General features: G+C 70.7%; 21 protein-coding genes. 4 read left to right on the top strand and 17 right to left on the bottom strand.

What is annotated here, in order from left to right; translation table 11 throughout:
- Window positions 1-7: 7 nt before the first annotated feature.
- The gene (senA, locus tag LXT12_RS19160; protein WP_233393893.1) at window positions 8-1,231 is read right to left on the bottom strand and encodes a selenoneine synthase SenA; all 1,224 of its coding nucleotides are present in this window, start codon (window positions 1,229-1,231) and stop codon (window positions 8-10) included.
- On the opposite strand from senA, the gene senB reads away from it, so the two are divergent.
- Together senB and selD are read left to right on the top strand one after the other, a co-directional pair.
- A complete protein-coding gene (gene senB, locus LXT12_RS19165) occupies window positions 1,226-2,197 on the top strand; it encodes a selenoneine biosynthesis selenosugar synthase SenB (protein ID WP_233393894.1) in 972 nt (323 codons plus the stop codon). The genes senA and senB overlap by 6 nt on opposite strands.
- Window positions 2,194-3,276, top strand: coding sequence for a selenide, water dikinase SelD (selD, locus tag LXT12_RS19170; protein WP_233393895.1), 1,083 nt, complete (start codon window positions 2,194-2,196; stop codon window positions 3,274-3,276). The genes senB and selD overlap by 4 nt, the downstream gene beginning before the upstream one ends.
- A 688-nt stretch (window positions 3,277-3,964) precedes the next feature.
- Here selD and LXT12_RS19175 read toward each other — a convergent pair.
- From LXT12_RS19175 to LXT12_RS19240, 14 genes are all read right to left on the bottom strand, one after another.
- Window positions 3,965-5,767 (bottom strand): pilus (MSHA type) biogenesis protein MshL, encoded by a 1,803-nt coding sequence (locus LXT12_RS19175; RefSeq protein ID WP_233393896.1) that lies wholly within the window; start codon window positions 5,765-5,767, stop codon window positions 3,965-3,967.
- Window positions 5,764-6,177 (bottom strand): hypothetical protein, encoded by a 414-nt coding sequence (locus LXT12_RS19180; RefSeq protein WP_233393897.1) that lies wholly within the window; start codon window positions 6,175-6,177, stop codon window positions 5,764-5,766. The genes LXT12_RS19175 and LXT12_RS19180 overlap by 4 nt, the downstream gene beginning before the upstream one ends.
- Window positions 6,174-6,890 (bottom strand): hypothetical protein, encoded by a 717-nt coding sequence (locus tag LXT12_RS19185; protein WP_233393898.1) that lies wholly within the window; start codon window positions 6,888-6,890, stop codon window positions 6,174-6,176. The genes LXT12_RS19180 and LXT12_RS19185 overlap by 4 nt, the downstream gene beginning before the upstream one ends.
- Window positions 6,887-7,573: a PilN domain-containing protein gene (locus LXT12_RS19190; protein WP_233393899.1), complete on the bottom strand. Its 687-nt coding sequence runs from the start codon at window positions 7,571-7,573 to the stop codon at window positions 6,887-6,889. The genes LXT12_RS19185 and LXT12_RS19190 overlap by 4 nt, the downstream gene beginning before the upstream one ends.
- 58 nt (window positions 7,574-7,631) lie before the next feature.
- A complete protein-coding gene (locus LXT12_RS19195; protein ID WP_233393900.1) occupies window positions 7,632-8,627 on the bottom strand; it encodes a type IV pilus biogenesis protein PilM in 996 nt (331 codons plus the stop codon).
- Window positions 8,627-12,241 carry a DUF6701 domain-containing protein gene (locus LXT12_RS19200; RefSeq protein ID WP_233393901.1) on the bottom strand — a complete coding sequence of 1,205 codons (3,615 nt, stop codon included), beginning with the start codon at window positions 12,239-12,241 and terminating at the stop codon, window positions 8,627-8,629. The genes LXT12_RS19195 and LXT12_RS19200 overlap by 1 nt, the downstream gene beginning before the upstream one ends.
- Complete coding sequence (locus LXT12_RS19205; protein WP_233393902.1) at window positions 12,238-12,657, bottom strand: agglutinin biogenesis protein MshP; 420 nt, start codon at window positions 12,655-12,657, stop codon at window positions 12,238-12,240. The genes LXT12_RS19200 and LXT12_RS19205 overlap by 4 nt, the downstream gene beginning before the upstream one ends.
- Window positions 12,658-12,767: 110 nt before the next feature.
- Window positions 12,768-13,562: a PulJ/GspJ family protein gene (locus LXT12_RS19210; RefSeq protein ID WP_349255040.1), complete on the bottom strand. Its 795-nt coding sequence runs from the start codon at window positions 13,560-13,562 to the stop codon at window positions 12,768-12,770.
- Window positions 13,563-13,626: 64 nt separating this feature from the next.
- Window positions 13,627-14,184, bottom strand: coding sequence for a type IV pilus modification PilV family protein (locus LXT12_RS19215; protein WP_233393904.1), 558 nt, complete (start codon window positions 14,182-14,184; stop codon window positions 13,627-13,629).
- A gap of 37 nt (window positions 14,185-14,221) precedes the next feature.
- Complete coding sequence (locus tag LXT12_RS19220) at window positions 14,222-14,725, bottom strand: prepilin-type N-terminal cleavage/methylation domain-containing protein (RefSeq protein ID WP_233393905.1); 504 nt, start codon at window positions 14,723-14,725, stop codon at window positions 14,222-14,224.
- Between the two features lie 3 nt (window positions 14,726-14,728).
- The gene (locus LXT12_RS26945; protein WP_304622774.1) at window positions 14,729-15,121 is read right to left on the bottom strand and encodes a type II secretion system protein; all 393 of its coding nucleotides are present in this window, start codon (window positions 15,119-15,121) and stop codon (window positions 14,729-14,731) included.
- Between the two features lie 309 nt (window positions 15,122-15,430).
- Window positions 15,431-16,660, bottom strand: a complete 1,230-nt coding sequence (locus LXT12_RS19230) for a type II secretion system F family protein (protein WP_233393906.1) — start codon at window positions 16,658-16,660, stop codon at window positions 15,431-15,433.
- 106 nt (window positions 16,661-16,766) lie between these two features.
- Window positions 16,767-18,497: a GspE/PulE family protein gene (locus LXT12_RS19235; protein WP_233393907.1), complete on the bottom strand. Its 1,731-nt coding sequence runs from the start codon at window positions 18,495-18,497 to the stop codon at window positions 16,767-16,769.
- A 105-nt stretch (window positions 18,498-18,602) separates the two neighbouring features.
- Complete coding sequence (locus LXT12_RS19240; protein ID WP_233393908.1) at window positions 18,603-21,137, bottom strand: GspE/PulE family protein; 2,535 nt, start codon at window positions 21,135-21,137, stop codon at window positions 18,603-18,605.
- Window positions 21,138-21,267: 130 nt separating this feature from the next.
- Between LXT12_RS19240 and pcp the strand changes: the two genes are divergently transcribed.
- Complete coding sequence (pcp, locus tag LXT12_RS19245) at window positions 21,268-21,921, top strand: pyroglutamyl-peptidase I (protein WP_233393909.1); 654 nt, start codon at window positions 21,268-21,270, stop codon at window positions 21,919-21,921.
- 1 nt (window position 21,922) lies between these two features.
- On the opposite strand, the gene LXT12_RS19250 is transcribed toward pcp, so the two are convergent.
- Together LXT12_RS19250 and LXT12_RS19255 are read right to left on the bottom strand one after the other, a co-directional pair.
- A complete protein-coding gene (locus tag LXT12_RS19250; RefSeq protein ID WP_233393910.1) occupies window positions 21,923-22,120 on the bottom strand; it encodes an anti-sigma factor family protein in 198 nt (65 codons plus the stop codon).
- Window positions 22,117-22,698 (bottom strand): sigma-70 family RNA polymerase sigma factor, encoded by a 582-nt coding sequence (locus tag LXT12_RS19255; RefSeq protein ID WP_233393911.1) that lies wholly within the window; start codon window positions 22,696-22,698, stop codon window positions 22,117-22,119. Before LXT12_RS19255 ends, LXT12_RS19250 begins: the two co-directional genes overlap by 4 nt.
- Window positions 22,699-22,797: 99 nt before the next feature.
- Between LXT12_RS19255 and LXT12_RS19260 the strand changes: the two genes are divergently transcribed.
- Window positions 22,798-23,073, top strand: coding sequence for a BufA1 family periplasmic bufferin-type metallophore (locus LXT12_RS19260; protein WP_233393912.1), 276 nt, complete (start codon window positions 22,798-22,800; stop codon window positions 23,071-23,073).
- Window positions 23,074-23,076 lie beyond the last annotated feature (3 nt).

A 23,076-nucleotide genomic window follows, 5' to 3' on the forward strand; every position in this document is an offset into this window, starting at 1 on the left:
CGCGACTCTATCCGGCCGAGCAGCTGCGCAAGCCAGCGGGCACGTCGTTGCGGCCCGCGGGGAAGAAGTTGCGGTAGCGCGGATGGCGCATCCGCGGCTGCGTGCAGTGCGAGGCGCCGCGCAGCACCGGGCGGCCATCGAACCATGGCGCCGAATAGTCGCGGTAGGGATGAGGCCTGAAGCCGTCGAAGGGCGAGAAGGGGCTGGCCGTCCACTCCCACACGTCGGCCCAGCGGAAGGCCTCGGGCCGCGAGCAGGCGGCTGCTTCCCACTCGGCTTCGGTGGGCAGGCGGCGGCCGGCCCAGGCGCACCAGGCCTCGGCTTCGTGCCGGCTCAGATTGACCGCGGCCTCGGCCAACTCCAGCGGCTGCCAGAGGCCGTGCCGCCAGGCCAGCCAGACTTTGCCGTCGCGGCGCAGATGGCGCGGGCCACACTCGGCCCGGGCGCGGCGCCAGCGCCAGCCTTCGGCGGTCCACCACTGCGGCTGCCCATAACCGCCGGCTTCGACGAAAGGCAGGTACTCGGCCCAGCGCAGGGCCTGGGCGTCGATGCCGAAGGGGCGCAGCGCCACCTCGTGGGCGGGCAGTTCGTTGTCGAAGGCGAAGCCGGCGCCGGCCGGGCTGCCCAGCCGCCAGGTGCCGACGTCGATCTCCAGGCACCCCGGCGGTTCGGGCAGGCGCCGTGGCTGCCAGCGCGGGTCGGCGATGGGCACGCCCAGGCCGCGGGCCATGTACAGGGCCGCCTCGTGATGCATGTCCTCGTGCAGCAGCGCGAGGCGGAAGGCGTAGAGGGCGTCGTCGCCGTCGCCGGCGCTGGCCAGCAGTTGCAGGGTCAGGGCGAGTTGGCGGTCGAGGTCTCCGCGGGTGGCGCCGGCATCGGGCAGCGGCAGTTGCCAGCGGCTGTCGTGGGGGACGCGGCTGGAGTCGTAGAGCGCATCCGCGCCCGGCCTGAGCGGCGCCGTGCGCGGCGCGTCGGCCGAGGCCCGGTCCCCGAGGGCGCGCTCGGGGTTGCGGGCGATCCAGAACTCCTGGAACCAGCCGATGTGGCCCAGCTCCCACAGCGGCGGATTCAACTCGGCGAGCAGCGGCACGGCCAGGCCGGGCAGGGCCCGCTCGCAGGCGGCGAAGGTGGCCAGGGTGTCCGCGCGACTGGCCGCCAGGGCCGCGGCGAGCGCCGAGGGTCCACCCTGGCGCGCCCCGGTCGCCTCGGCCGCTACGCTTGCTGGGTGCATCGTCAATCCCTGGTCATCGTGACGCCGGCCCTGGCGTCGGCCAACAACGGCAACTGGCAGACCGCCCACCGCTGGGCCGGCTTGCTGGGGCCAGCTTATCGCGTCCGCCTGGCCCAGGCGTGGACCGATGGCGACGAGGCCATGCTGATCGCCCTGCATGCGCGCCGCTCGGCGGCCTCCATCGCGGCCTGGCGCGTCGCGCATCCGGCGCGGCCCATCGTCCTCGTGCTGACGGGTACCGACCTCTACCGCGACATCCACACGGACGCCGCCGCCCGGCGCTCGCTGGACCTGGCAGACGCCCTGGTCGTGCTCAACGAGCTCGGCGCGCGAGCGCTGCCCGAGGCGTGCCGCGCCAAGGCGAGGGTGGTGCTGCAGTCCTGCCCGGCGCGGGCGCCGCTGGCCCGCACGCCGAGGCACCTGCGGGCGTTGATGGTCGGCCATCTGCGCGACGAGAAGGACCCGCGCACCTACTGGCGCGCCGTGCGCCGCCTGTCGGGACGGGCCGATCTGCGCTTCGACCACGTTGGGGAGGCTCTGGACCCGGCTCTCGGCGCCGAGGCGGCGGCGCTGGCGGCGGCGCTGCCGGGCTTTCGCTGGCTGGGCAGCCTGCCGCATGAAGCGTGCAGGCGGCGCATCCAGGCGGCCCATGTGCTGGTGCAGCCCAGCGTCATGGAGGGCGGTGCGCACACCGTCATCGAGGCCGTGCGCAGCGGCACGCCGGTCCTCGCCTCGCGCATCGACGGCAACCTCGGCCTGCTTGGCGAGGGCTACGAGGGCGTCTTCGAGCCGGGCGACGACGCGGCGCTGGCCGCCCTGCTGGCCCGCGCCCGCGACGAAGCCGATATGCTTCCCCGCCTGGCCGCCCAGCTGGCCCTGCGTGCCGACCTCTTCGCCCCGCAGGCCGAAAGGGAGGCGCTCCACCGCCTTGTCGGCGCGCTCCTGGCGCGCCCCTCCGACCGATGAACGCACCCACCTCCGCCGCTTCGCCCGCGCCCGCCGCCGAACCCCGCCTGACCTCGCTGTCCCACGGAGGTGGCTGCGGCTGCAAGATCGCCCCGGGCGTGCTGTCCGAGATCCTCAAGGGCACGACGGCGATGCCGGTGCCCAAGGAACTGCTGGTCGGCATCGAGACCTCCGACGACGCCGCCGTCTACCAGCTCAACGACGAGCAGGCCCTGATCGCGACGACGGACTTCTTCATGCCCATCGTCGACGACCCCTTCGACTTCGGCCGCATCGCCGCCACCAACGCGATCAGCGACGTCTATGCCATGGGCGGCCGGCCCATCCTGGCGCTGGCCCTCGTGGGCATGCCCATCAACGTGCTGTCGACCCAGACCATCGGCCGCGTGCTGGAAGGCGGGGCGTCGGTCTGCCGTGCCGCCGGCATCCCGATCGCGGGCGGGCACACCATCGACTCGGTCGAGGCCATCTACGGCCTGGTGGCCCTGGGCCTGGTGCATCCCAAGCGGGTCAAGCGCAATGCCGACGCCCGTGCCGGCGACGTGCTGGTACTGGGCAAGCCGCTCGGAGTCGGCGTCATGAGCGCGGCGCTGAAGAAGGAGCAGCTCGGCGCCGAGGGCTATGCCCGGATGGTCGAGACGACGACGCGGCTGAACACCCCCGGGCCCGACCTGGCGGCCCTGCCGGGCGTGCACGCCCTGACCGACGTGACGGGCTTCGGCCTCGCCGGCCATGCGCTGGAGCTGGCGCGGGGGGCGGGCTGCACGGTCGAGATCGACTGGCCCTCGGTGCCGCTGCTGCCGGGCGTGCGCGAGCTGGCCCAGCGAGGCTTCGTCACCGGAGCCTCAGGGCGCAACTGGGCGGGCTATGGCGCCGAGGTGGCGCTACCGGCCGGCTTCGCGGCAGAGGACCGGGCGCTGCTGACCGACCCGCAGACCAGCGGCGGGCTGCTCGTCTCCTGCGAGCCGCAGGCGGTGGACGCGGTGCTGGCCGTCTTCGCGGCGCATGGGTTCGAGGTGGCGGGGGTGGTGGGGCGGGTGGTGGGCGCTGGGGAGAGGGCTTTGAGGGTGGTGGGATGAGTTTTCTTTGGGAGGCTGATCGGGTTGGGTTGCTTTTGCTGGGAGCCTATTGACTCGGTGCACCGTGCCGGGAGTTCGCCCCGGCGGGCGACCTACTTTTTGTCCCGACAAAAAGTAGGCAAAAAACGGCCCCTGCAAAACCGCCCACCCGCGATGCGGGTGGGTGCCCTGCGATGCTCGAACTCCGAGGCCAGCGCCAAACTCCCTTCGCTCACTGCGTTCGCTACGGTCAGACAGTGGCGCTGAGTCAGTTGTTGAAGCGCGCTGCGCGCGCGCCTCGGAGTCCTGCGCTTCTCGGCGGTTTAGAAGGGGAGAGCCGGAACAGCCAACAGCGAACAGCCGGAACGCCAATCGCGGAGGCCGTGCCTCCGAGGCATTTCGTCTTACCCCCTTGAGCGCCGCCGAGCAGCGCAAGGCCTTGAGGGCGCGAGCGAAGCTCGCTTCAACTTCTGACTTCGCGCGGTTGTCTGAGCGCAGCGTAGCGAAGCGAGTTCCGCGCGAGCCCTCGAGGCCTGAGCAGCGCAGGGAACCCCACCGCGAAGCGGTGGGGCGGCGCGGTCGGGGGGAGCTCTTTGCCTACTTTCTGGCGGACCAGAAAGTAGGTCGCCCGCGGGGGCGAAATCCCCGCACGGTGCAACGACCGATAAGGCTCACCGCAAAGGCAACCTCCGCATCCCCAGAGTACCGCCTACTTCGGCTTCACCTCACCCGTCCCATCCACCCGGATCACCCGCCTCGACCGGCTCTCCGTGTCGTCCAGCGACTCGCTGACCAGCCGGTTGTGCTGCTCCCAGTCCTCCGCGCTGCGGATGATGCTGGGCTTGATCAGCACCACCAGCTCGCGCTTGCGGCCGTTGTTGGCGCGGTTGCCGAAGAGCATGGAGGTCAGCGGGTTGCTGTCCGCCCCGGGCAGGCCCGAGCCGCGGCGGGTGGCTTCCATCTGCATCAGGCCGCCGATGGCGACGATCTGGCCGTCGGGGATGCGCACCACCGTGTCGGTCTCGTTGACGCTGGCGCTGGCCAGCGGCAGCCGGAAGTTGCCGACCGAACCGAGGTCGACTTGCTTGACCTTCTCGGTGACGTTGGACACCGACGGGTGGATGTGCAGCGTGATGGTGTCGGCGCCGTCGATCTGCGGCGTCACGTCCAGCGCGATGCCGCTGAAGAAGGGAGTCAGCGTCAGTGTCGGGATCTGGTTGACCGTACCGGTGCTGCCCGTGGTGGAGGTGCCGCTGGTGGTGTTGCTGCCGCTGATGCCGGTGATGAAGTAGTCGTCGGTGCCGACCTTGAGCACGGCCTTCTGGTTGTTCAGCGTGGCGATGCGGGGGCTGGAGAGGATCTGCGTGTCACCGTGGCTCTCGATGAAGCTCAGCAGCGCCTGGAAGCCGCCCCGCGACAGCGCCAGGCCGAAGGTGCCACCGCCCGCCGAGGGCAGGGGGATGAGGTCCTGCCAGGCGGGGCTCTGCGTGCCGCTGGACAGCGTCGGCAGGCCGCGGGCGTTGCTGACCAGCGGGTTGATGATGGAGGTGACGCCGCTCGGGATGGAGGGGTTGGCGCTCGTCTGGCCGATGGCGCCGCGGTCGCCGATGCGCGACCAGTCGATGCCGCTTTGGTAGCCCTCGCGCAGCTCGACCTCGACGATCTTGGCCTCGAGCATGACCTGGCGCTCCACGGCCGTGCGCGTGGCCTTGAGCCAGGCTTCGACGTGGCGCAACTCCTCGGGCATGGCGCGCACGGCGACGGTGCCGCTTTGCGGGCTGGTGATGACGGTGCGCCCTTCGCCGTTGCCCACCAGGGCCTTCAGCGCCGTGGTCATCTCGCCCCAGAAGTCGCTGGCGACCCGGGTGCTGAGCTGGCTGCTTTCCTGCTGCAGCACGGTGTTGGCGCTGCCGCTGCCGGTATTGCCTGCGACCGGCGTGGTGCCGCTGCCGGTGCCGCTCTGGCTGCTGACCGGCGCGGCGCCGGAACTCACGCGCACTTCGCTGCGGCCGTTGCGCTGCAGGGCCAGGACATTGAGGGTGAAGACGCGGGTCTGCAGCGTGGGCGGGAAGACGGTGATGCGGCGGCCGTCGATGGCGTAGTCGAAGCCGTAGACCTCGCGGATGGCGTCGAGCGACTCGCGCAGGGTGACGCCCTTGAGGGTGACCGACAGCGTGCCGGAGACGCTGGGATGGACCAGCATGCTGTAGCGCGTGTCGCTGACCAGGGAGAGGAAGACGTCCCGCGCGTTGGCGCCGTTGACGATGAGGTCGAAGCGCGGCTCGGGCGGCAGCGCCGGGGCCGGCGCGGGCGGGGGCTCCGGCACGGCCTCGGCGGCGGCGGCCGGCGAGGAGGCGGCGCGGCCCGGCGCGGCGGCGCGCTGAGCCTGCAGCTCCTCGCGCAGGGACTGGCTGGGCTGGGCCACTTGCAGGGGCTTGTCCGCGCAGGCGGCCAGCAGCGCGGCGACGGCGCACGCGAGCAGGCGCGGAGCGGGGATGACGGTGGCCTTCATGGCTTCTCCTTGGAATGCTTGGCGCCCGACGCGGACCTGGCCGGGGAGGCCGGCACGCGTTTCTCGACGCCGGCATAGAGCGGTTCGCGGCGGACCTGGCCGGCCTCGCGCAGCCACACGGCCTGCTCGGTGATGCGTTCGATGCGTGCGCCGTCGAGCTGCTCGCCCACGCCGTAGCGGCGGCCGCGCTGCACGACATAGCCGCGGCCATTGGCGAAGACGACCTGGCGGATGGCGGTGTCGGCCTCGGGGGCGGATGCCGCCGAGGCGGCCGAGGCCGCGGCCATGGCGCTGCGCAACGCGGGCGGCCAGGCGGTGGGGTCGCGCGCCGGCTCGTTGGCGGCGCGGACGGGGCAGGCAGCGCACAGCAGGGCGGCGGCCCAGGCAGCGGCGGTCGTCGCGAGTTTCATGGCTGGATCTTGAGCAGGAAGAGCTGGGCCACGAGGCGCGGCGGCTCGCCGGGACCGGTGGCGGTCAGGTGCATCTCGCCCCAGCGCAGCCCGGGCAGCTCGGCCTCCAGGCTTTGCAGGTAGCGCTGCATCTCGCGGTAGCCGCCCTGCACCTGCAGCTCCACGCCCTGCCAGCTCATGCCCGGCATGCCGGTGGGCGGGGGCCGCGGGCCGGTCGGCGCGGAGGCCGTGGCGGGCAGGGCGACGGAGGTGTCGTCCAGCAGAGTGAGCCGTTCCAGCACGAGGCCGGGCTGCTGGGCGAGCAGCCGCTGCAGCACGGTGGGCAGGCCTTCGCCGGCGCTGGCCGTGGCGGCCTGGCGCAGCTCGGCGTCGAGCTGGCTGCGCTCGGCCTGCGCCTCGTCCAACTGGCGGCGCAGGGCGGCGGCCGGCTCGCTGCCGCTGCGGCTGACGGCGACGAACTGCTCGCGCAACTGGGCCAGCTCGGCGGCCTGGCGGGCCTGCGCCTCGCTGCGCTGACGTGCGCGACCCGACAGGGGCGAGAGCACCAGGGTGTCGAACAAGGCGGCCAGGACGGCGACGATGCTGAGGAAGAGGATGACGCGCTCACGCAGGCTCAGGGCGTCGATGCGCTTGGCCTGGCGCTCCCAGCGCCGCTGCAGCGGCGCCAGGCGCCGGCGCAGCAGGGCGAGGTCGATCCGCGTCTGCGCCTTCATCGCACGGCTCCGGAGGCGGCGCTGGCGGGCTGGGCCGGCGCACTGACGACGCGGAAAGACCAGACCGGCAGGGGTATGGCCGGCTGGGCGCCGGTACGCGGCAGCAGCGGCTGGGTGGTGGACTCGGTGCCTGGCGTGCCCAGGCGCTCGACGCGCAGGGCCGACAGCTGTTGATCGGCCAGCAGCGGGTGGGCGGCGATGCGGCCCAGCCAGGGGCGCAGCACGGCCGTGTCCAGCGCGCCGCCGACGAGTTCGAGGCGGCCGGGTGCGTAGCGCAGCTCGCTGAGCCAGGCGGCGTCCGGCAGGGTGCGGGCCACCAGGGCGAGCAGGTCGGAATGGCGTTGCCCGTCGCGCCCACCGGCCTGTGCGCCCAGGGCCTGCAGCAGGGCGCGCCGTTCGGCATTGCCGGCCGCGAGCGGCAGCAGCTGTTGCTGGACCGCGGCGGCGTCCAGCGGCGGAGGCAGGGTGGCGCGGGCGGCGGCCAGGGACTGCCGCTCGACGGCGTAGTTGGCCATCAGGACCTGGTGCTCGGCCTCGGCGTGCCGGTCGCGTTGCTGCAGCCAGAGCGCGGCGACGAGGCCCACCGCCAGCGACAGCCCGGTGGCATGCAGCAGCGTCAGCGCCGAGAAATAGCGCTTCGGTGCCAGCAGGATGGGCGTCAGGAGGTTGATCTGCTGCGGCATCAGCGCATCCGGAGGGCGTCGCGGCGCCGGCAGCGTGGAGGAGTCGGGGACGGCATGCTTACAGCTTTCGGGTCTCGGCGCGCAGGGCGGCGCCCAGCAACGGTATGCAGGCGGCCAGCGCCCGGGCGGGGTCGCCTTCGGGCTCGGGAACGTCGGCCGCGAAGGCTGCCAGCGGGTCGAGGGCGACGGTGCGCTGGCCGAGTTCCCGCTGGATCAGCGCGGCGACCTCGGGCGCATGGTCGGCGGTGATGACGTACAGGCGCGCCAGCGGCAGCTCGGGCCAGCTGCGCTCCCACACGTCGATGGAGCGCTGCAACTCGACGACCAGGGGCGATTCCTGGCTGGCGCCGGCGTCGAAGGCGCCACCGGGCTGGTACTCGAAGCCCAGTGGCAGTTCGGTCACCGCGGCCTCGGTCTGCTCGCCGCGGGCGCGGGCCAGCAGGCCGGGGTCGCCCTCGAGGCGGCGGGTGTAGAAGAGCTCGTCGCCCGCGCAGACGACCAGCAGGCAGTGGCGCTCGTCGATGTGCACGGCGGCGCAGGCCCGGGCGGCGAGGTCGTCGGCCCGGGCCTGGCGGGCCAGCAGGTTGCGCAGCGCCGTCTCCCAGATGTCGACGATGCCGACCTCCTCGCCGAAGCCGGCGGCGCCGGTGGTGAGAGCCTGGATGGCGCTGTTGCGGGCTGCGACGACGAAGAGCTGGCGCTGCGGGCGGTCGACGTCGCCGCCGACGTGCATGACGTCCAGCGTCAGCTCGTCGACGTCGACGTCCACCATTTCCTTGATCTGCCAGCGCGCCGCGGCCTTGAGTTCCTCCTGGGGCACGTGGGGCGTGTCCACCTTGAGGATCTGGTAGTCGGCCGGGTCCAGCAGCGCGATGGCGTCGCCCGCGGGGACGGGTCTTGCCTCGTTCGTCAGGCCCCAGCGCAGCAGGCGGGGCGGCTCGGCGTCGTCGCCGTGGGCAGGCGGGCCGTCGGTCAGCACGAAGGCGTGGGCAGCGCCGACGCGCCGCAGGACCAGGCGATGGGCGCTGCGGCGCGCCGACCAGGGCCAGCGCATCAGTAGTTCTCCCGCTGGTAGACGACGCCGTCGGCGCCGCGGTACAGGCCCCAGGTGGCGCGGGCGCTCGGGTCGCTCGTCGCAGCCGTGCCGCACCAGGCGCCGCGCAGGCCGGCGAGGTTGGCGCCAGCGCTGGCGGCCAGGGCAGGGGTCCAGCCGGCGGCCGTCTTGAGGCAGGAGGCGTCGGCGTTGGTGGCGCCGAGGGCCACGGCGACATCCAGGCTGCCGACACGGCTGCCGCTCGGCGCGGCCAGCGTGATGAAGACGGGCTGGGTCGGGTCGACGGTGACCGTGGCCGGGCTCATCACCGCGTCGGCGGACGTCAGCGCCCGGCGGAAATTGCCGAAGCTGAGGTTGGCGGAACTGATTCGCGTGCAGGAGTCCAAATCGTTGGTCTTGAAGGAAGACGTGCTGCCGTCCCAGTACTGGGCCGCGAGCGGCAGCCTCAGCACGCGATTGGCCGCGCCCATCGCATTCTGCAGTCGCAGCCGCCCGTATCGGAGCGCCACCGTGGCGAGGAGAGCACGGTCTACGCCGTTAGAAGGGTAATCGGTATCCAAATCCAGGGTTTGCACGGCGACGCCGTCGCTGTCCACCGGCGCAATGCCGAAGGAGGCATTGAAGGGGCCGTCGGCCGTCGCCCCCTGCAGGGCTGCTGCGCTCAGGCTCACCGTGGCCGCGCCGGCCGACCAACTGCCGCTTGCGCTGCCGAGGGCGAGGCGCCCGCCGACAGTCGAGAAGCTCGTCGTGCCGCCGAGGCCGGCCAGGTTCCAGCCGCCGGCGGCGGTGGGGTCCAGCTTGGCGAAGCTGCCGGCGTAGTTCTGCGTCGTCGTGCCGGCTGCGTTGCGCGCCGTCAACGTGAAGCCGAGGCTGAAGTTCTCGTTGAGGTAGGTGAAGGTCGACGCCGGCGAGCAGCCCGCCGCGCTGCGGTGGGTCACCGTCGCGTTACTCAACGTGAACCATGCCGGCACGAAGCGCCCGACGTTGCCGCTCGTCGTGCCGGTGACGTTGCCGGCGCCGAGGTAGCTGCCGTCGGCGAGCGCGGGCGTCAGCGTGATGATGCCGACCTCGGGCCAGGCGAAGCTCGTTCCGGTGGCCACGCCGCCGCTGAAGCTGCCGAAGCCGCTCGGGTTGCTCAGCGCGGGAGCGTTGCCGCCTGCCGGCTGCACCAGGGTCGCGGTCAGGGTCACGCCCTCGGGCGTCGTCTCGCGGCCGAAGTTGGGTGTGGCGTTGCCGCTGGCGTCCACGGCCGTCACGGTGGCGGAGAAAGGCTTGCCGGCCGGCAGAAAGGCGCTGCCGCCGGCCGACGACGGGCCGGGGTTGTTGCCGGGGCTGGGTATGGCCGTGGTCGCGCAGGCGCCAGCCGCGTAATTCGTGCAACGGATGGCTGACAGCACAAGGCCGGCGGGCTTGACGACGAAGGCGTTGCTGCTGCCGCTCAGGGCCGTCAGCAGCGAGCCGCCCGCGGCCTTGCTGGCGAGCAGCGTGACGCGGCCGACGTCGGCATAGCTGAAACTGAAGGGGGCGTTGCCGTTGGCGTCGAAGCTCATGGACACCGTCGTGCTGGCGGCGCTGCTGCCATTGGCGTTGCCGGCCACGGCGACGGCGCTGCTGCCGGTCAGGGTCATCTTGTTGCCGGCGGAGCAGGTGGTCGGGTCGTTGCACTGGACGCCCCAGTTCACGGTGGTCGTGCCGCTGAGCGCCGCCTCGCAGGCTTTGGTCGTGGTGTTGGTCTTCACGGCGCGCAAAACCCAGCTGCCGGACGAGGTGCCGGCCGTCTGCGTCGGCACGGTGGCGGCGGCGGCGCCAGCACTGGCGGCGATGATGAAGCCGGCGTTGCCGAAACTGGTGCTGCAGCTGTTGGCGGCGCTGCAGCTCGTGCCGTCGGCGCAGCAGCGGCGGGCCGACGATGCGGTCAGGCTCTCGCCGGACAGCGTGACCGTCGCCGTGCTGCCGGCGCCGGCGCCGGGGTAGGCGAGGGTGGTCGTGGCGGTGCCGCTGCCGTCGAAAGTGACGGTGGCCGAGCCCAGCGTGCCGGCCGTCGTCGCCAACGTGGCCGACTGGCCGCTCATGGTCGCGAGCGGGCTGGTGCAGGGGCTGGAGCTGTCGGCGCAGGCCGTCACGGTGAGGGTGGCGGCTTGACAGGCGATGCCGGTGCTGGGTGCGGAAAGCTCGTAGTGCTCCACCACCGGCGCCCACCCTGGGCGCGGATAGAAGGTGGCCCGGCCGTTGGCGGCCGCGGTGCCGTCGGTGGTGGCCAGGATCATGCTGGTGTCGGTCTTGTGCTGCAGGTAGTAGCCTGCGTAGTTGGAGGCTTCGAAGCTGACCGCCGCCGCATTGGCAAGGCCCGCGCGCAGGCAGAAGGTTGCGTCCGCCGGGAAGGGTGCAGTCGCGCTGTAGGCGTTGAGCTTGAGCACGAAGTTGTTGTGGCGCAGGTAGTAGCCGGGATAGTTCACCGACTCGAAGGACCAGCAGCTCGAATTGCTCAGCCCGGGACGGGCGACGAAGGTGCTGTCGCTCAGCGTCAGGGCGTCGCTGCTGGCCGACACCGGGTTGATATAGCCGAGGAAGTTGTAGTGCCGGATGTAGGAACCGGGTACGTCGTAGGACTCGAAGCTGTAGCGCGAGCCGGACACCAGTGTCGGCGTGGCGCTGCTGCACAGCGGCGGCATCGAGGTATTGCTGTTGTTGACCACGCAGCTGTTCGAGCAGGTGGTGCCACAGCAGACGCTGTTGATGCTGCTCTGGTAGCCCAGGGTGATGCTGGCGCTGCCGGTGGATTTGACGCAGGACGAGGCGACGGCGATTTGCGCGAAGGTGATCGTGCCGGTGGTGGTGGTGAGAGTGCCCGAGACGGTGGCGCCATAGCCGATGGAGACGTTGCCTGCGCCGCCAGCGATATTTCCGCCGACCAGCGAGCCCTGCCCGGTCGTGATCGCCCCGCTCGTGCTGAGGTTGCCGTTCACCTTGGCCTGGTAACCGATGTTCACGGCGCCCGAGCCGGCGCTGAGGTCGCCGCTGACGACGGCACTCTGCCCGACCGAGATGCTGCCGCCGCCGCTCACGCTGCCGTAGACGGTCGATCCTGGACTGATGGTGATGGCGCCCGTGCCGGCGGAGATGCTGCCGCCGATGCTGCCGTTCTGGCCCGTGGTGAGGGTGCCGGTGCCGCTGGTGGACAGGTTGCCCGTGACTGAACTCTTGTAGGCCAGCGAGACGTTGCCGCCGCTGGCCGTCAGGTTGCCGGTGATGGTGACGTTGCCTCCGCCGGCGTCGTTGACGCTGCCGGCAGTGACGTTGGCGGTGATCTTGGCCTGGTAGCCGAAGGTCAGCGTGCCGCTGATGTTGAGCGTCAGGTCGCTGGCGCTGCCGGCGACGTTGATCTGCGAAGTGTCGGTGCTGAGGTTGCCGTTGATGGTGAGCGTGGCGGGCTTGGTGCCGGCGATGGCGATGGTGTCGCCGTAGCCGAGCGTGAGGCCCGTGCAGGTGTAGCTGCCGCCGCTGCCGCTGCAGCCGGCCGGCATGCTTGACGGGAAGGTATAGGCGACGGCCCGCGCCAGCAGGGGCGTGCAGAGCACGGCCAGGACCAGGGCGAAGTGCAGCCAGCGCCTCATTTGCTCAGGCTGCGGCTGAGTTGCCGCTCGGTGTAGGTGGGTTCGGTGGTGGCGCTGTTCGGGCAGGCGCCAGCGGCAGTGATGTTGCAGGCGGTGGCGACGAGCGTGTAGAAGGCCAGGGCCACGCCGTCGTCCGTTACCGTGCCGCTGGCCGGCGTGCGCGCGCAGGTGATGGTGACGGTGAAGTCGGCGAGTTGGTCCGGCAGCGTGAATGACCGCGTCGTAAAGGGGCAGTCCGGCTGGCCGCTGGCGCGCAGGATCTGTTGGCTGCCGAGCTCCAGTCCCGCAAAGGCGGCCTGGTAGGCCTTGGCCGCCGCCAATTCGCCGGCCGAGCCGAGTTGCTGGCGTTGGCTCAGCGACGCCAGCGCCACGCCAAGCGCAGCCAGGGCCACCAGGATGAACAACATCGACATCATGGTGAATCCTCCCGCCGCCATGGCGTCCCGCCGCGTGATGGCGGTGGAAGAGCCGAGCCTCTGGTTCGGCGCGCCCTGTGAGGCCGGCGGAGCCGGCAGGAGGGGGGGTGTCATGGCAGGTTGTCGACGTGCACGGTGTGGTAGAGCGAGATCGTCTCCGTGCCACCCATGTTGGCAGCGCCGAGCTGCAACTTCAGTGTCACGAGGGCATAGCGCGCGGTGATGGTGGGCGTGCTGTAGACGAAGCTGCAGGCCTTGACGTGACGCGCCAGCACGGCGGCGCTGCCACCGACGGGCGGGTCGGGCTGGGTGACGATGAAGCCGTAGCCGGTGTAGCGCGTCAGCGTCCCGGCCGCGGTGTCGCAGCGGTAGGTGACCGGCTGCTCGATGGCATAGACGCGGTAGGGCGGCGCCTGCAGTGCTTTGGGCAGGGCAGCACCGGTGAAGGCCACGCTGGTGGCGTCGCCGGCGGAGGAGGTCGATACGCGCACGTTGGACAGGGTGTAGGCGTCGGCATCGGGCACGCCGGGGCCGAGGTTGTACCAGGCCAGGCGCTGGCCGGCACCGGCCAAACGCAGGGCCGGGCCGACCACGGCGAAGCTGCCGTCGGCCGTGCCGAAGAGCAGCGGGTCGCCCGCCTCGTTGCCGACGGCATAGCGCGCCGCGCCGCTGACCGGTATCAGTTCCACGCTCGTGCCCGTGACGCGCACGCTGTTCGGCAGCGCCGCGGCGAGGTCCCGGCTGATGCGCCGCAGGGCGGTGTCGGCCTCGTCGCCGAGTTGGGCACGCGTCGCGCTGGCGAAGTAGGCCGTGACGGAGGGCACGATGAAGATGGCCACCATGGCGACGACGACGCCTGTGATGGCGATCACCATCACGGCTTCGACCAGCGTAAAGCCGCGCATGCGGTTCAAGCCGCGGGCTTCGCGACCGTTGGGGACGCGGACTTGCCGGCGCGTCGATGCTGCGTCAGAAGGGCGAGTTCGGCGCATAGCGAGTTCGCCAGCCCTGCAGCACGAGGCTGCTGTTATCGGGGCCGGAGACGGTGACGGTGATCTTGAGCGCGTCGCCGCTGGCGGCGCTGAGGGTGTCCAGCGACGCTGCGGCCACGGCCACGCTGGCGGTGTAGCCGGACAGTCCGGGCACCGGGGCGCCTGAAAAGTCGCTGATGCCGGCCATGGAAAAGCCCGCGTAGTCGTTGACGTTGTCGAAATAGTTGCTGGGACCGTAGCGGCTCTCGCCGGCCTCGGGGCCGAAGTTCTCGACGAGGGTGGCGCAGCCGGCGGCCGAACTGGCCGTTGCGACGTTGGCATCGTCAGGGTCGCACCACGTGAAGGGCATGACTTGGACCTCGCGCAGCAGCGATTCGGCGATGGCCAGTTGCTGGCGGCGGATCATGGGGTCGGCGCTCGCCACCGTCGCCGTGACGAAGACGCGCAGCATGGCCGCCAGCGCGATGCCGACGACGACGATGAAGAGCAGCAGCTCGATCAGGGTCAAGCCCTCAGCGCGACGGGGACGAGGCATGTGCTTCATGCTAGCCGAGCGGTTCAGCCGTCAAGCCTCAAGGAAGGGGGTAGATGAGGCCCGTGTCCGCGGCAATGACGTAGGCCTGCGAGTAGCTGCTATGGGCCACGGTGACGGTCAAGTCGGCCGCGCTGCTGGTGGTCGTCGCCCCGCTGTTGGCACTGTTGAAGGTGACGGTGCGGCTGCCTCCTTCGGCGATGCAGGGGCTTTCCGTGGCCGGGCAGGGCAGGGTGGCGATGGCCGTGCCGTTGCCGTAGGCCCAGCTGACGCCGGTGGCCGAGAGCGTCTCCACGATGGGGCGGCGCTGCTGCAGGGCCAGGCGCAGCATGGCCTGGTGGCGCGACTGCAGCTCGTCGCCAAAAGCACGCAGCCGCCACAGCGTCGTGTCCACCACCTTGGGGAGGGCGAACACCGCCAGGGCGGCTGTGATCACGATGACGAGGATGAGCTCGATCAGCGTGAAGCCGCGGCTGTGGCCGCGGTTCGGCAAGCCGGCCTGCCGGCGAGCCCATCCCGCGGCCAGGCGCGGGGAGAGCGGCATGGATCAGGCGATGCCGGTGGCCGTGAAGTTCGCGGTCTTGCCGTTGCCGGTGACCACGCAGTTCGTGACCGTGGACTCGGCCGTGATGGCGGCCGACGTGATCGTGAAGCCGGTGGGCAGGCCGGAGCCGGCCGTGCCGGTGTAGGACTGCATGGTCTTCTCGACGTCCTGGCAGTTGGCGATGGCCACGCCCTTGCTGCTGTTGGCCTTGCGGGAGGCGTAGTTGATGGCCGAGCCGGAACTTAGCGCGCCGGCGATGCCGTTGACGGCGGCCTGCTTGGCGTCGTCGTCGACGTTGACGAACTTGGGCAGGGCCACGGCGGCCAGCACGCCCAGGATGACGATGACCATCACCAGTTCGATGAGCGTGAAGCCGGTTTGACGCGATTTGTTCATTCGAGGGTCCTTCTGCGTCGTGCGCGGTGGTCCGGGAGTGCTACCACTATCGAACAGGGCCATCGCGGCGAGAAGTGAATAGCGCACGAGTTTCATGACGGCCCTCAACCGGCCCGCAATCCGTTGCAGGCTTCACACGCCGCCGTGCCGCGGCAGATGAAACGGATGCATGCGGGCCGAGCGCTGGGCCGCTCCCGAGCCGGCCCGCGCTGGCGATGCTTGCGGCTCAACGCCGCAAGCATCGCCCCCGCGGGGGGCGGACCAGACACGCGCCGCGTTCAGCGCGCGGGGCTGGGCCGGGGGCACACGTCAACGCCCCATGGCCGCCTGGCCCAGGTTCCACAGCGGCAGGAACACGCCCAGGGCCAGCACCAGCACCAGTGCGCCGATGACGGCCAGCAGGATGGGCTCGATGGCGGCCGACAGGCCCTTGATGGCGTAGTCGGTCTCGCGTTCGTACATGTGGGCGATCTCGGTCATGAGCGTGTCGAGCTCGCCGGTCTCTTCGCCGACGGCGATCATCTGCAGCACGATGGGCGTGAACACCCCGGTGGCCGTGGCGCAGCGCGAGATGCTCTCGCCGCGTTCGACGCCGTCGCGCATCTGCTCGATGCGAGCGCCGATGTAGGCGTTGTCCACGGTCTGCGCCACCACCGTCATCGCTTGGCTGATGGGCACGCCGGCACTGCTGGCCAGGGCGAAGCTGCGGGCGAAGCGGGCCAGCGTCGCCTTCAGCACGATGTTGCCGGCGATGGGCAGGCGCAGCTTGAAGCGATCCCAGGCATAACGCCCCGTCGGCGTGGCAATCCAGTTGCGCCAGGCGAGGACGGCTCCGATGGCGCCGGCCACGACCAGGGGCCACCACTTGACCGTCCAGCCGGAGAAGCCGAGCAGGATGCGCGTCATCAGCGGCAGCTCGGTCTTGAAGTGGGCGAAGACGTCGGCGAACTTGGGCAGCACGAAGAGGTTGATGACGACGAGGGCGATGCCCATCGCGACGAGCACCATGGCCGGATAGCGCAGGGCCTGCTTGATGCGGGCGCGGATGTCGAGTTCGAACTCCAGATGCTCGGACAGGCGCTGGAAGACTTCCGTCAGCCGGCCGGTCAGCTCGCCGACGCGGGTCATGGCGACGTAGAAGCTGCTGAAGACGCCGGGGTGGCGGGAAAAGGCGGTGGCCAGCTCGCGCCCCTGGTCGAGGCTGGCGCGGACGTCCTGCAGCAGCTCCACGATGCCGGGGTGGCTCGTGGACGCCTCCAGGCCGGCCAGGGCGCGCAGGATGGGCACGCCGGCCTTTTGCAGCGTGTAGAGCTGGCGGGTCAGCACCAGGGCATCTTCCTGGGTGATGGGCTTGGCGAGCAGGGCCTCCAGCCAGTTGCGCCCGCCGGCCGCGCTGACCGCCTCGGTCGTCGCCTCGATGCTGACGGGCACGACGCCGCCGGCCATCAGCTGCGCGGCCACGGCGTCGCTGCTAGCGGCATCGACGACGCCTTCGACGAGTTCACCCCGCCCGTTGCGGCCCTTGAAGGCGAAGTTCATGGCCTGGCCCGGCAAAGACAAACACAGCCACAGAGGCACAGAGACACAGAGAGGGCGTCATGGCGCGGCCTCCGTGTCTCTGTGCCTCTGTGGCTTTGTTTGGATTTCATTCAGCGTCGACGCTGATGCGGACGGCTTCGGCGAGCGAGGTCTTGCCCTCGCGCACCAGGGCCAGGCTGCGGTCGGCGAGGGTCTTGCCCTTGAGGGCGCGGCGCGCCGCCGTGAGGAAGGCGCCGGCGTCGCTGCGCTGGATGGCCAGGGCCATGTCGGGGTCGAGTTCCAGCATCTCGTAGATGCCGCGCCGGCCCTGGTAGCCGGTGCCGTTGCACTCGGCGCAGCCCCGGCCCTTGACGCTGTCCACGGGGGCGGGCGCCTCGCCGTTCAAGGCCATCACCTCGTTGATCCAGGCCTGCTCCTGGGGCGTGGCATGGTGAGGTTCGGCGCAATGCTTGCAGACGCCGCGCAGCAGGCGCTGGGCCAGCACGGCCTGCAGCGAGGTGGCCACCATGAAAGGCGGCGCGGCCATGTCCAGCAGCCGGAAGGGCGTGGAGATGGTGTCCTTGGTGTGCAGGGTGCTGAGCAGCAGGTGGCCGGTGATGGCCGCACGCAGGCCGATCTCGGCGGTCTCGGCGTCGCGCATCTCGCCGACGAGGATGACGTCCGGGTCCTGGCGAAGGGCGGCGCGCAGCACCTTGGCGAAGCTGAGGTCGATCCTCTCGTTGACTTGCACCTGCGTCAGGCCCGGCAGGCGGTATTCGATGGGGTCTTCGGCCGTGATGATCTTGAGCTTCTCGGAGTCCAGCTCGGCCAGGGCGGCATAGAGGGTGGAGGTCTTGCCGGAGCCGGTGGGGCCGGTGACGAGGATCATGCCGGCATCGCGCGCCAGCAGCTCGCGGAAGCGCTTGAGCATGTCCTCGGGCATGCCGATCTGGTCGAGCCGGCGCAGCGCCGAGCCCTGGCCGAGCAGGCGCATGACGACGGATTCGCCGTACTGGCTGGGCATGGTGGACAGGCGCACGTCCAGGGTGCGGTCGGACAGGCGCAGCGTGAAGCGGCCGTCCTGGGGCAGGCGCTTCTCGGAGATGTCCAGGCCGGCCATCAGCTTCAGGCGCTGCGCCAGGGCCGGGGCGATGCGCTTGTCGGCCTGGGTCAGGGTCTGCAGCAGGCCGTCGACGCGGTTGCGGATCAGCAGCTCGCCCTCTTGCGGCTCGATGTGGACGTCGGAGGCGCCGGCCCGCGTGGCGTCCTCGAAGACGGACTGCAGCAGGCGCACGACCGGGGCGCCTTCCTGCCCGACGCTGGCCTGCAGGGTGCCGAAGTCGACGGCGTCGCCGATGTCCTTCTCCAGCGCCTTGGCCAGGCCGGAGATTTCGTCGCTGCGGCGGTAGTGCTTGTCGAAGACGGCCGGCAGCTGGCTGTCGGCCACCACGGCCATGGCCAGGCGGCGCTTGAGGATCTTGGCCAGCTCGTCGAAGCCGAAGAGGTCCAGCGGGTCGGCCATGGCGACGAGCAGGGTGTCGCCGCGCTCCTCCAGCACCACGGCCCGGAAGCGTCGCGCGGGCGTCTCGGGCAGCAGCCGCACCAGCTCGGTCTTGAGCGGAAAGGTCTTGAGGTTGACGAAGGGCACGCGCAGCTGGCGGGCCAGCACGTGGGCCAGGGCCTCCTCGGTGATGAGGTTGGCCTCGATGAGGATGCGGCCGAGCTTCTTGCCGGTGGCACGCTGCAGCTCCAGGGCCTGGCCGAGCTGCTCGGCCGAGATCAGCTGCTGCTCGACGAGGACGTCGCCGAGGCGGAGCTTGGGGCGAGGGGCGGCGGCGGTGTCGGTGGTTTCGGCCATCGGCAAGTCAGTGGAGAAATGCAACCACGGAGGCACGGAGGCACACAAGCCGAGGGATGGCTTCCTCGCTGTGTCTCTGTGACTCTGTGGCTGTGCTGAATGTCTTCATGTGTTGCTGGTCGCGTGAACCTCGGCGAGCGTCGTGACGCCCTGCAGCACCTTGACGATGCCGTCCTGGCGCAGCGAGCGCATGCCCTCGGCCAGAGCGGTGTGCTGCAGTTCCTCGGCGCGGGCGCCGGTCTGGATCATGCGGCGCAGGGGCTTGGAGACGGTCAGCAGTTCGTGCAGGCCGGCCCGGCCCTTGAAGCCCGTGCCGCCGCAGGCCGGGCAGCCCGGACTGGTGAACTTCATCAGCCGGCCGTCGCGGCCGTGATTCTTGATCCACTCGGCCATCAGCGCGAGCTTGCTCGGGCGCGAGTCGGCGGGGAAAACGTGCAGATAGTCATCCAGCAGCTCGCCCAGTTCGGTCTCGGACATCGGCTCGGAGACCTGGCAGGCCGTGCAGCTGCGCCGCACCAGGCGCTGGGCCAGCACGGCCAGCAGCGAGTCGGCGAAGTTGAAGGGGTCCATGCCCATGTCCAGCAGCCGCGTGATGGTCTCGGGGGCGCTGTTGGTGTGCAGCGTGGACAACACCAGGTGGCCGGTCAGCGAGGCCTCGACGGCGATCTCGGCGGTCTCCTGGTCGCGGATCTCGCCGACCATGATGACGTCGGGGTCGGCGCGCAGGAAGGCCCGCAGCGCCTTGGCGAAGGTCCAGTCGATCTTGGGGTTCACCTGGACCTGGCGCAGGCCGGCCTGGGTGATCTCGACGGGGTCCTCGGCCGTCCAGATCTTGCGGTCGGGCGTGTTGATGTGGGCCAGGGCCGAGTGCAGGGTGGTGGTCTTGCCCGAACCCGTCGGTCCCACGCACAGCACCATGCCGTAGGGCCGCGCGACGGCGGCCTTGAGGGCGTCCAGGTTGGCGCTCGTCAGCCCGATGCGGTCCAGCGCGATCGGCTTGCTGCTGGCCAGCAGGCGCATGACCACGTCTTCCAGGCCGTTGTTGGTCGGGATGGTGGCCACCCGCAGCTCCAGCTTGTGCTGGGGCGAGAAGCGGGCGAAGTTGATCTTGCCGTCCTGGGGCTTGCGGCGCTCGGAGATGTCCAGGTCGCACATGATCTTGATGCGCGCGATCATGGCGTTGCGGTAGGTGTGGGGCAGCTCCAGGTAGGGCTGCAGCACGCCGTCGCGGCGGAAGCGGATCTTGAGCTTCTCGCGGCCGGGGTAGGTCTCGATGTGGATGTCGGACACGCCCTGGTTGTGCGCCTCAATGATCATGGTGTTGATCAGCCGCACCAGCGAGTTGTCGCTCTGCTCGATGGGCGACTCCTCCTCCTTGCCGGCGCGCTCGCTGCTGTCGCGCTCCAGGCTCTCGATGAGCTTGTTGGAGCTGTCGAGCGAGAAGTCGGCCTGGAAGTCGGGCAGGGGGTCGGTGTTGCCGCGGGGCAGGGCGTCGGCGCCGAAGCGGTCGAAGGCACTCGGGATGGCGAACTGCAGCGTGCCCAGCTTGGTCAGCGTCGGCACGACCTTGAGCTGGGTGATGAACTCCACCTCCTCGATGGCGTCGCGGCGCGTCGGGTCCTCCATGGCGACGACGAGGCGGCCATCGCGCAGCACCAGCGGCAGCACCTCCAGCCGCTTGGCCACGGCGTGGGGCAGCTTGCGCACGGCGTCGGGCTCGATGGCGAAGTTCTCCACGTCGACGACGGGGTAGCCCATCTTGCGGGCCAGGGCCGACTGCAGCTGGGCGCGGCTGATGACGCCCTTGCGCACCAGCAGCTCGCCCAGGGGCACCGAGCGGTCCTCGCGCTGCTGCGCGAGGGCCTGCTCCAGCTGCTCGGGCGTGACGAGTTCCAGCGCGAGCAGGGCTTCGCCGATGCGCACCATGGGCATCTTGGCCTGCTGCTCGATGGCCTGGAGCAGCTGCTCCGCCGTGACGATGTGCTGCTCGACGAGGATGTCGCCGACCCGCTTCTGGCGCAGTCCGGTCTGCTCGACGGCAGCGGCGGCGAGCTGCTCCTGCGTGACGAGCCGGTCCTTCAGCAGCAGATCGCCGAGGCGCTCGCCGATCTCGAAGTGCTGCAGCACCTCGCGCGGGATGAAGACGCGGCGCACCGAGTCGTCGGTCTCAGACAGCGGCGGGAAGAGGAAGAGGCCCAGCTTGTCGTGCTGGTAGCCGATGGTGACGCCCTTGAGCTCGTCGCCGCCGTTGAAGACGAGGCGGAAATCGCTGCGGGGGCGCTGGTCGAGGCTGATCGGCGAGTCCTGGTCGCCGGCGTCGCGCGGTGGCACGGGCACCGCCCGCAGCAGCTTGATGGCGCGGAACTGGCTGAACTTCAGCGGCATGCTGTTGCGGGCCGGCGGCACGTTGATGTGCACCAGGCGCTCGCCGGCGTCCAGCGACAGCAGCTGGCCATTGCTGCGGCTGTTGTTCAGGCCGAGGATTTCGCAGGCCTCCGGGCCCTTCTGGACCTGGGGTTGCGGATAGGCGGCGTAGGGCGGGCAGGGCCAGAAGAAGCCCGGCAGCGGGCTGCCCGGCGCGGCGGCGGGGGACTCTGCGTCTCCATGGGGCCAGGGCAGGGGCTGGGACGGGTCGGTCATGAGTGGGCGTGTGCAGGGGTGGGTGGATTATGGAGGCCCGCCCGCGGCCGACTTCACCGAAAAACACCGGGGTAGCGGCCTCGTTTCAACTCGGTCGCGCGACCCGGCCGCTTTGGTCAGAATCGAGCCCATGAACATCCTGCTCACCGGCTTCGAGCCCTTCGGCGGCGAGGCCATCAATCCGTCCTGGGAAGTGGCCCGTTCCCTGCACAACCAGGTGATCGCCGGTGCCACCGTGCATTCGCGTTGCCTGCCGACCGTCTTCGGCGAGGCGCCGCGGGTGCTCGCCGAGGCGATCTCGGTGGTGAGGCCGGACCTGGTGCTCGCCCTCGGCCTGGCCAGCGGCCGGGCTGACGTGTCCATCGAGCGGGTGGCGGTCAACCTCATCGATGCCCGCATCGCCGACAACGCCGGCGCCCGGCCGCGGGACGTGCCGGTGCGTGCCGATGCGCCGGCCGCCTATTTCTCGACCTTGCCCGTCAAGGCGCTGCTCCACGGGTTGCGCGCGGCGGGGCACCCAGCCAGCCTGTCGCTGTCGGCCGGCGCCTTCGTCTGCAACCAGGTCTTCTTCGAGCTGCAGCACCATCTCGCCGGTCGCGGCGTGAAAAGCGGCTTCATCCACCTGCCGGCCCTGCCGGAGCAGGCGGCGCGCACCGTGCCGACGGTGCCGAGCATGGGACTGGGCGCGCAGATCGACGCGGTGCGCCTGGCGCTGGCGATCGCGCTGTCGGGCGACGAGGACCCGGCGCTGGCCGGCACCGACGAAGGCTCGCCGACGAGCTGATTCAGTCGCCGGACGAATACTGCCGCCAGCGCGCGCTGGCCTGGCGCATCAGCTCCACCTGGCGGGCGAAGCGGCGGCAGTTGCTGCACATGCGGTGATGCAGGCGCAGCGCCAGGCGTTCGGCCAGCGGCAGGCTGCGGTCCTCGGCCTGCAGCGTGAGCCGCGTGGCATCGCGGCAGGTGATCATCGGCTTGATCAATTCGCCCCTCCAGCGGCGGTCGAACCGAACCAGCCGGCCTGCAGGCACTCCCGCAGCCTCAGCCGCGCCCGGTGCAGCATGACCCACAGGTTGGTCGGCGTGATGGCGAGCTCCTTACAGATCTCGTCGGACTCCAGCTCCAGCCATTCGCGCATCATGAACAGGCGCCCCTGCTGGCCGGGCAGCTTCTCGACGCAGGCTTCCAGCACCTTCATGAAGTCCATCTGGCGCAGGGCGTCCTCGGGGTTGCTCCAGTCATGCTGGGTCTCGCGCCAGTGGCCATCGGCGGCGAACAGCAGCTCGTCGAGATCCTGGGCGTCGTCTTCGCTGGCCGTGGTGGACAGCTCGCGGCTGTTCTTGCGGATCTGGTCCACCAGCTTGTGCTTGAGGATGCCGATGAGCCAGGTCTTGAGCTGGCTCTGGCCGGCGAAGGACTGCGGTTTCTCGAGGGCCGCCAGCAGGCACTCGGAGACGGCGTCCTCGGCCCAGGCGGGGTTGCGCAACTGCAACCGGGCGTATTTGAGCAGCACCGGGCGCAGGGCTTCGATCTGGCGGCAGTAGTCCGGAGGGGCGGTCATGGCGCAGGCAGTGTAAGGACGTGGCGGCGTCTTGCGACTTGGGTGTCGCCGCCGCATCATCGGCCGCCTTTCAACCCTCAAGCTTTTGGAGAGCTGTCCATGAAGACCCAGACCCTCGTTTCCTCCGCCCTCGCCGCCGCCCTGTCCCTGGGCCTCGTCGCCCAGGCCGAGGCCCAGGACAAGGCCAAGGAAAAGTGCTTCGGCATTGCCAAGGCCGGCCAGAACGATTGCGCCAACCTCAGCGGCAGCCACGCCTGCGCGGGCATGTCCAAGGTGGACAACGGCCCCGAGGAGTGGAAGTACGTCGCCAAGGGCAGCTGCAAGAGCGCCGGCGGCATGACGGCCGACGAGGCCAAGGCCAAGCTGAAGAAGTAAAAC

The sequence above is a fragment of the Pelomonas caseinilytica genome (assembly GCF_021353235.1).
GTDB classification, from domain to species: Bacteria; Pseudomonadota; Gammaproteobacteria; order Burkholderiales; family Burkholderiaceae_C; genus Pelomonas; species Pelomonas caseinilytica.